Raw genomic sequence first — 7952 nt, 5'->3', positions numbered from 1 at the left:
CCCCGCAGCCGTCCCACCCCGCAGCCGTCCCGCGCCCCCGCCGGGCGTCGTCCCCGCCGGGCGTCGTCCCCGCGTCGTCGCCCCGTCGGCGGAGCCGCCCGTCGGGCCGCCCCGCCGGGGGCGTCCCGGACCGGCGGGTGCCGCACTGTCCGAGCGTCGTACTAGCCTCGGGGACCGTGCCCGCCCACCTCCGCCACCCCGACGAGCTGAAGTCCCTGCTCGGCATCCCCTTCACCGACGAGCAGATCCGCGCGATCACCGCCCCCGCCGCGCCGCAGGTCATCGTCGCCGGCGCAGGCTCCGGCAAGACCACCGTGATGGCCGCCCGTGTCGTCTGGCTGGTCGGCACCGGCCTCACCGCGCCCGACCGCGTCCTCGGGCTCACCTTCACCAACAAGGCCGCCGCCGAACTCTCCGAGCGGGTCCGCAGGGCCCTCCGTCAGGCGGGCGTCATCGACCCCGACGGTGCGCCCCTGCCCCCGCCCCGCCCCGGCGCCGACGCGGCCGGGGCCCCGGCCGCCACGACCGCCGCGGACGAGACCCCGGGCGAGCCGGAGATCTCCACCTACCACGCGTTCGCCGGACGGCTCATCGGCGAACACGGCCTGCGGATCGGCGTCGAGCCCGGCTCCCGGCTCCTCGCCGACGCCTCACGCTTCCAGCTGGCGGCCGAGGTGCTGCGCTCGGCGCCCGCCGAGTTCGCCGCCCCCACCGGCGCCTCCAGCGGCCGGCCCCGCCGCTTCACCGCCCTCGTCGAGGACCTGATCGCGCTCGACGGGGAACTCTCCGAACACCTCGTCGACCCCGCTCGGCTGCGCGGCCACGACGAGGCGCTCGCCGCCACCCTGGAGCATCTGACCCGGCCCACCGCCGCGCTCCGCCGGGTCGCCGAGACCGCGCGGGGCCGCCGTGAACTCCTCGCGCTGGTGGAGGAGTACCGGTCCCGCAAACGGGCCCGCGACCTCATCGACTTCGGCGACCAGATCGCCTTCTCCGCCCGGTTGGCGCGCGACGTCCCCGAGGTCGGCAGGGCGCTGCGCGAGCGCTACCGGGTGGTGCTGCTCGACGAGTACCAGGACACCTCCGTCGCCCAACGCATCATGCTGGCCGGCCTCTTCGGCGCGGGCGGACACGACACGAGGGAGCAGCGGCTCCCCGTGGCGGGTGCCGACGACCCCGGTGCCGACGACCCCGGTGCCGACGACCCCGGGCCCGGCGGTGCCGGCCACGCCGTGACCGCGGTGGGCGACCCCTGCCAGGCGATCTACGGCTGGCGCGGCGCCTCCGTCGCCAACCTCGACGAGTTCCCGCACCACTTCCCGCGCGCCGACGGCGGCCCCGCAGACCTGTACACCCTCACCGAGAACCGCCGCAGCGGCGGTCGGCTGCTCGACCTCGCCAACCGCCTCGCCGAGCCGCTGCGCGCCCGCCACCCCGGCGTCGAACCGCTCCGCCCCGCCCCCGGCGCCGACGGCGACGGTCGGGTTCGCTGCGCCCTGCACACCACCCAGGCCGACGAGTTCGCCTGGCTGGGGGACCACCTCGCCCATCTCGTGCGCACCGGGACGCCCCCCGGCGAGATCGCCGTACTGTGCCGCACCGCCGGGGACTTCGCGGAGATCCAGCGGGTCCTGGTCGGCCGAGGCGTCCCGGTGGAGGTGGTCGGCCTGTCGGGGCTGCTGCACCTGCCCGAGGTGGCGGACCTCGTGGCGGTCTGCGAGGTGCTGGCGGACCCCACCGCCAACGCGTCGCTGGTCCGCCTGCTCGCCGGGCCGCGCTGGCGCATCGGCCCCCGGGACCTCGCGCTGCTGGGCCGACGCGCCCGGATGCTGGTCCGGCGGGAGGACGGCGCGGGCACCGACCGGCTGACCGGCGCGGTGCAGGGCACCGACCCCGCCGAACTCGTCTCGCTCGCCGACGCCCTCGACACCTTCACCGGCGCCGACCGCCGCCACCGCGAGCCCGAGCCGCACCACCCGGCCGGCGACGGCGGCCGGGACGACGGCCCCGGAGACGACCTCGCCTTCTCCGCGGAGGCGCGCGTCCGGTTCGCCCACCTCGCCGCCGAACTGCGGGAGCTGCGACGCTCCGTCAGCGACCCCCTCATGGACGTGCTGCACCGCGTGCTGGCCGTCACCGGCCTGGAGGTCGAGCTGTCGGCCTCCCCGCACGCCCTCGCCGCCCGCCGCCGCGAGACCCTCCGGGCGTTCCTGGACATCGCCGCCGACTACGCCGCCGGCGGCCACTCCACCGCCGTCGACCGCGACGCCGGTCTGCTGGGCTTCCTCGCCTACCTGCGGGCCGCCGTCGAACACGACAAGGGCCTGGACGGCTCGCTGCCCGGCGCCGAGGACACCGTCAAGGTGCTCACCGCCCACAAGGCGAAAGGGCTGGAGTGGGACGTCGTGGCCGTCCCCGGCATGTACGACTCCGGGTTCCCGCAGACCCGCGCGCAGGACTCGTGGCTCAAGCACTCCCACACCCTGCCGTCCCCGCTGCGCGGCGACGCCCCGACGCTGCCGGAGGTCGACGAGTGGACCACTCGCGGCCTCGGCGACCACGACAGCCGGGCCGGCGCACACCGTGAGCTGGAGGAGCTGCGCCTCGGGTACGTCGCGCTCACCCGCCCGCGGTCGCTGCTGCTGGCCTCCGGCCACCGCTGGGGCCCGACCCAGAAGCGCCCCCGCAAGGTCTCGCCCTACCTCACCGCCGTCCGCGCCCACTGCGAGCGCTCCCCGGGCAACGGCGAGGTGGAGGAGTGGGCCCCCGAGCCCGTCGACGGCGACACCAACCCCCTGCTCGACGCCCAGGACGCCGACACCCCCTGGCCGCTGCCGCTGGACCCCGCGGCGACCGCACGGCGACGGGAGGCAGCCGCCCTCGTCTACGCCGGGCTGCGGGGGCTCGGCGAGACCCCGCCCGCGCTGCCCACCCCCCGCACCGACCCCTCCGTCTCCCCGGCCGCGGCGGAGACGACCGCCGGTCTCGAAGCGGAGGCCGAGAGGGTCCGGGCAGTGCCCGAGAGCGAGCTGACCCCGGAGGCGCTGCGGACCGTCGAGTCCTGGGACCGCGACCTCGACGCCCTCACCGGCGAGCTGCGCCGCTCCCGCGAGCGGGTGCGCGAGGTGGCACTGCCGGGTTCGCTGTCCGCCTCGCAGCTCCAACGGCTCGCCGCCGACCCCGAGGGGTTCGCGCGCGACCTCGCCCGGCCCATGCCGCGTCGCCCCCGCCCCGCCGCCCGCCGGGGCACGCGGTTCCACGCCTGGGTCGAGTCGCGGTTCGAGTCGCTCGCCCTGCCGATGCTCGGCCCCGACGAGCTGCCCGGTGGCGCGGAGGACGACCCGGAGATCCGCGACGAGCAGGACCTGGAGCAGCTCAAGGCGGCGTTCGAGCGCAGCCCCTTCGCGGACCGCGCCCCGTTCCAGGTCGAGGCCCCCTTTCAGCTGCGGCTGGCCGGGCGCACCGTCCGGGGGCGCATCGACGCCGTCTACCGCGAGGGCGACCGCTTCGAGATCATCGACTGGAAGACCGGCCACGACCGCGACGCCGACCCGCTGCAACTGGCCGTCTACCGCGTCGCGTGGGCGGAGCTGCGGGGGCTGCCGCTCTCCCGCGTCACGGCGGCCTTCTACTACGTGCGGGGCGGGGAGCTCGTCCGCCCCGCGGTCCTTCCCGACCGCGCCGGGCTGGAGACGATACTGGCAGGGGAGGTGACCTGGGCCTCCAACGTCCCCGGTTAGTCTCGACGTATGCCCCGCAACCAGGACAGCGCCGTCCCCCCGATCTCTCTCACCTCCGCAGCCGGCATCGACCGCGGATCGGGGCGCCGCCTGGACGAGGCGTGGCTCGGCGCGGCGTGGAGCCACCCCACGACCAGGGTCTTCGTGGTGTGCGAGGGGCAGGCCCTGATCGAGGACACCGAGGACGGCCGTGCCGACCTCGTGATGACACCGTCCTTCGACGCCCCCGTGACCGAGGCCCACCGCTACTTCCTCGGCACCGACGCCGACGGCGTCCGCTACTTCGCCGTCCAGAAGGACACCCTGCCCGGCCGACTCGACGCGGCGGCCCGCCCCGCCGGTCTGCGGGAGGCGGCCGTGCTGCTCGGCGAGCGGGACTCCGCACTGCTGGTCCACGCCGTCGCGCTGGAGAACTGGCAGCGGATGCACCGCTTCTGCTCCCGCTGCGGGGAACGCACCGTGATCGCCGCCGCCGGCCACATCCGGCGCTGCCCGGCCTGCGGCGCGGAGCACTACCCCCGCACCGACCCCGCCGTCATCATGCTGGTCACCGACGAGGAGGACCGCGCGCTGCTCGGGCGGCAGGTGCACTGGCCCGCGGGGCGGTTCTCCACGCTGGCCGGGTTCGTGGAACCGGGCGAGTCGATCGAGGAGGCCGTGGTGCGCGAGGTCGCCGAGGAGGTCGGGGTCCGGGTCGACCGGGTGGAGTACGTCGCCAGCCAGCCGTGGCCCTTCCCCTCGGCGCTGATGCTCGGTTTCCAGGCCCACGCCGCGGGTGACGGCGCCGTGATCCGCGTGGACGGCGAGGAGATCTCCGAGGCCCGCTGGTTCTCCCGCGAGGATCTGCGGAGCGCCGTGGAGGCCGGGGAGGTCATGCCCCCCACGAGCGTCTCCATCGCCGCGCGGCTGGTGGAGCAGTGGTACGGGAAGCCGCTGCCGCTGCCACGCTCCTGACCCGTCCGCGTCGGCCCGCGCGGGCGAGCGCACCGGGGTGCGGCGCCGGGCCGGTCGCCTCGCGCCCGCCGCCCCGTGCTCCGGGAACACGCCGCCCCGCGCTCCCGCTCACCGGTCGGTGGCGGGGCGCGCGGGGCGTGCGGTGACGCCGCGTCTCAGCCCGCCAGCTTCGCCTTCACCTGCGCCAGCGACGGGTTGGTCAGGGTGGAGCCGTCCTCGAAGAGCAGCGTCGGCACCGTCTGGTTGCCGTTGTTCGCCTTCTCCACCAGCTCGGCGGAGGCCGGGTCGTGCTCGATGTTGACCTCGGTGTAGGCGATCCCCTCGCGGTCCATGTTCCGCTTGAGCGTGCGGCAGTAGCCGCACCAGGTGGTGCTGTACATCGTCACGGTGCCCGGCATCGCGTGGACGCTCCTCGTCTGGTGTCGGTGAGGACGGGACCGCACGTCGCCCGCGCCGCGCCCCGCCCGTCCCCCGGGAGGGGACAGCATCCAGGAGAACACGGCGGTCCCGGGCCGCATTCCGCCGCCCGCCCGCGCCCGGGAACGTCCGGCCGCCCGGAGGCGCCGCCGGCCCCCGTGACCGGCCGCTCGGCCCGCGGCGCGCCGTCGGGCGCGGTCGCCCCGTCGCGGCCGTTTCCCTGTCCGCGGCACCGAATCGGTAGGACGATCCCACCGGGACTGTGGAAGGGCGCGACGCGGTGTCGCCCCGGCCTGGCAGCATGGACCGGGTGACAGCAGCGACACCCTTCCCGGACAGCACGCCGCCGGCCGCCTCCCCGGACGGGCCGACGGCACCAGCCGCGAGGGCCCTCGGGGCGCCGGCCTTCCCCGAGCCCCCCGCCGACGCCGACGCGGTACTGGACGGCCTCGACCCCGAGCAGCGGTCGGTCGCCACGGCCCTCGGCGGTCCGGTGTGCGTCCTCGCCGGCGCCGGGACGGGCAAGACCCGCGCCATCACCCACCGCATCGCCTACGGTGTCCGCTCGGGAGTGCTGCCCCCGATGAGCGTCCTCGCCGTGACCTTCACCAACCGCGCCGCGGGCGAGATGCGGGGCCGCCTGCGGCAGCTCGGCGCACGCGGCGTCCAGGCGCGCACCTTCCACTCCGCCGCGCTGAAGCAGCTCCAGTACTTCTGGCCCAAGGCCGTCGGCGGCGACCCGCCGCGCCTGCTGGAGCGCAAGGCGCAGTTCGTCGCCGAGGCCGCGGCGCGCAACCGCATCCGCCTGGAACGCGCCGAGCTGCGCGACGTCATCGCGGAGATCGAGTGGTCCAAGGTCACCCAGACCGTCCCGGAGGACTACCCCGTCGCCGTGGCCAAGTCCGGCCGGGACGCCCCCCGGGACCCGGCCGAGACCGCCCGCGTCTACGCCGGGTACGAGCAGCTCAAGCAGGACCGCGGCGTGATCGACTTCGACGACGTGCTGCTCCTCACGGTCGGCATCCTCCAGGACCGGCCCGACATCGCGGAGACCGTCCACCGCCAGTACCAGCACTTCGTGGTGGACGAGTACCAGGACGTCAGTCCGCTCCAGCAGCGGCTGCTCGAACTCTGGCTCGGCGGACGGGACTCCCTCTGCGTCGTCGGCGACGCCAGCCAGACCATCTACTCGTTCACCGGTGCCACCCCCGACCACCTGCTGAACTTCCGCACCCGGCACCCCGACGCCACGCTGGTCCGGCTGGTCCGCGACTACCGGTCCACGCCGCAGGTGGTCTCGCTCGCCAACGGCCTGCTGTCGCAGGCTCGCGGTCGGGCGGCCGAGCACCGCCTGGAGCTGGTCTCCCAGCGTCCGGCCGGGCCCGAGCCCGACTTCCGGGAGCACTCCGACGAACCGGCCGAGGCCGAGGCGACGGCCAGGCAGATCCGCGACCTGCTGGCCGCCGGTGTGCCCGCCAGCGAGATCGCCGTCCTCTACCGGATCAACGCGCAGTCGGAGATCTACGAACAGGCGCTCACCGACGCCGGGGTGCCCTATCAGCTCAAAGGAGCCGAGCGGTTCTTCGAGCGGCAGGAGATCCGGCAGGCGGGGCTCGCGCTGCGCGGCTCCGCCCGGGCCGCCGGCAACGACGCCGACCTCGCGGACGGCCTCGGCCTCGGCGAGCAGGTCGGCGCAGTCCTCGCAGGCGTCGGCTGGAGCCCGGAGCCGCCCGCCGGCTCGGGCGCGGCGCGCGACCGGTGGGAGTCGCTCCGGTCGCTGGTACGCCTCGCGGAGGCGCTCGCGGAGGCCCGTCCCGGTGCGACGCTGGCCGACTTCGTGACCGAGCTGGAGGAGCGGGCCCACGCACAGCACGCCCCGACCGTCGAGGGGGTGACGCTCGCCTCGCTCCACACGGCCAAGGGACTGGAGTGGGACGCCGTGCACCTCGTGGGGCTCACCGACGGCATGCTGCCGCTCTCCCACGCCAAGACGCCCGAGCAGATCGAGGAGGAGCGGCGGCTGCTCTACGTGGGGGTGACCCGCGCCCGCAAGCACCTCACGCTGTCGTGGGCGCTGGCCCGCACCCCCGGCGGGCGGGCGGGACGGCGGCCGAGTCGCTTCCTGGACGGGTTGCGCCCCGGTTCCGCCCCCGGCTCGCGCGGCGGCGGCGGAGCAGGCAGGGGATCGGTCGAGCGAGGCGGAGGTGGCCGCAAGGCCCGGGGGCCGGTGCCCTGCCGTGTCTGCGGGCGTACCCTCACCGACGCCCCGGAGATCAAGCTCCGACGCTGTTCCGACTGCCCCTCGACCATGAACGAGGAGCTGTTCGAGCGACTGCGCGACTGGCGGTCGGGCCAGGCGAAGGAACTCGGCCGTCCCGCGTACACCGTGTTCACCGACGTCACCCTGATGGCGATCGCGGAGGAGGAGCCCTCCTCGGAGCGGCAGCTCGCCCAGATCTCGGGTGTGGGGCCGCACAAGCTCCGCCAGTTCGGTGATGACGTCATCGCCCTGTGCGAGGGGCGCGAGCCCACCGGTACCGACGGCCCCGCCGCGGACGCCGACGGACCCGTCGGCCGCGCAGGATCGGACGGGTCCGACGGCACCTCCGGCGCGCGCACGGCGTCGTCGGGCGACCGGAACGGCCGCCAGCGGGCGAGGAGAGGCGGCCCCGAGGAGGACCCCGCCGCGGACGCACGGGTCGCGGCCTTCCTCGCCGACGAGGAGCCGCCGCCCGAGGACGAGGACGACGCGCGGGGCGAGTGAGCGCCGCGACGCCCCCACCGGCGGGGGAGGACCGGGCGACGAGCGGGCCCGTGGCGGCGCGCGGCGAACCACGGCGC

General features: G+C 76.0%; 4 protein-coding genes. 3 read left to right on the top strand and 1 reads right to left on the bottom strand.

Going from position 1 to position 7952, the window contains the following annotated elements:
• Window positions 1–176 precede the first annotated feature (176 nt).
• Window positions 177–3740: a UvrD-helicase domain-containing protein gene (locus tag HCJ92_RS20100; RefSeq protein ID WP_167935022.1), complete on the top strand. Its 3564-nt coding sequence runs from the start codon at window positions 177–179 to the stop codon at window positions 3738–3740.
• Window positions 3741–3749: 9 nt separating this feature from the next.
• The gene (gene nudC, locus HCJ92_RS20095; protein ID WP_167935021.1) at window positions 3750–4694 is read left to right on the top strand and encodes an NAD(+) diphosphatase; all 945 of its coding nucleotides are present in this window, start codon (window positions 3750–3752) and stop codon (window positions 4692–4694) included.
• A gap of 155 nt (window positions 4695–4849) precedes the next feature.
• Here nudC and HCJ92_RS20090 read toward each other — a convergent pair whose 3' ends face one another.
• Entirely contained in the window at window positions 4850–5092 is a 243-nt protein-coding gene (locus tag HCJ92_RS20090) for a mycoredoxin (RefSeq protein WP_167935020.1), read from the bottom strand.
• A 320-nt stretch (window positions 5093–5412) separates the two neighbouring features.
• Here HCJ92_RS20090 and HCJ92_RS20085 point away from each other — a divergent pair, with 320 nt between their 5' ends.
• Window positions 5413–7875 (top strand): ATP-dependent DNA helicase UvrD2, encoded by a 2463-nt coding sequence (locus HCJ92_RS20085; protein ID WP_420824748.1) that lies wholly within the window; start codon window positions 5413–5415, stop codon window positions 7873–7875.
• Window positions 7876–7952 lie beyond the last annotated feature (77 nt).

The sequence above is a fragment of the Streptomyces spiramenti genome (assembly GCF_012034385.1).
GTDB lineage: Bacteria > Actinomycetota > Actinomycetes > Streptomycetales > Streptomycetaceae > Streptomyces > Streptomyces spiramenti.
Note: the sequence above shows the minus strand (reverse complement) of the source record. Positions and strands in the feature narration are given on the sequence as shown.

Excerpts from the sequence above, each read along its gene's own strand:
- nudC (WP_167935021.1), top strand. The coding sequence starts at position 3,750 with ATGCCCCGCAACCAGGACAGCGCCGTCCCCCCGATCTCTCTCACCTCC.
- HCJ92_RS20090 (WP_167935020.1), bottom strand. The coding sequence starts at position 5,092 with ATGCCGGGCACCGTGACGATGTACAGCACCACCTGGTGCGGCTACTGC.
- HCJ92_RS20085 (WP_420824748.1), top strand. The coding sequence starts at position 5,413 with ATGGACCGGGTGACAGCAGCGACACCCTTCCCGGACAGCACGCCGCCG.